The organism is Bradyrhizobium sp. NAS96.2, from assembly GCF_001908235.1.
Taxonomy (GTDB): domain Bacteria; phylum Pseudomonadota; class Alphaproteobacteria; order Rhizobiales; family Xanthobacteraceae; genus Bradyrhizobium.
Genome location: NZ_LGHK01000376.1, coordinates 1 through 658, shown reverse-complemented (window position 1 = coordinate 658; position 658 = coordinate 1). Strand labels below are relative to the sequence as shown.

General features: G+C 66.6%; 1 pseudogene. It reads left to right on the top strand.

Going from position 1 to position 658, the window contains the following annotated elements:
• Positions 1–573: pseudogene (locus tag AC628_RS41410) on the top strand (phage tail tape measure protein); the annotation flags it as partial.
• Positions 574–658 lie beyond the last annotated feature (85 nt).

The following is a 658-nucleotide window of genomic DNA, read 5'->3' as shown; positions in this document are numbered from 1 at the left end:
GGGCAGGGCTTTACCGACATGTCGAACGCGATCGTCAAGGCGATCGAGCAGATGATTATCAAGATCACGATCGTCGAGCCGCTGATGCGGTCGCTGCAGATGGCGTCGTCTGGCCTCGGCGGGTTTTCGTTCGGCGGCATCGGCGGGGGCGCAACGTCGTCGACGGGGTTTACCGGCGGCCTCGGCGGCCTCTACCACACGGGCGGCATCATCGGCTCGGAGCCGACATCGATGCGCTACATCCATGGCGCCTATTTCGACGACGCGCCGCGTTTCCACACAGGCGGCATCGCCGGCAACGAGGTCCCGATCATCGCGCAGCGCGGCGAGGGCGTCTTTACGCCGGGCCAGATGGCCGCGCTCGGCGCTAGCGCCGGCGGCGGGCGATCGCCGCAGGTCACGATCAACAATTACACGGATGCGTCGCCGGCGGTCGAGCAGGCGCCGAACGGCGACATCACGGTAACGCTGCGCAAGATGGTCGACGGCGCGGTCGGCGACTCGCTGTCGACCGGGACCGGCCGGCGCGTCCTCGGCGGCCAGTACGGCCTGAAACCGTTCACGGGGCAGTAAGCAATGGCTTTGCCGGCATTCCCAATTGCAAACGCCGTCATCCTCAAAGAGGGTTTCGGCTTGCAGCGCATGCGCGATCCGATCG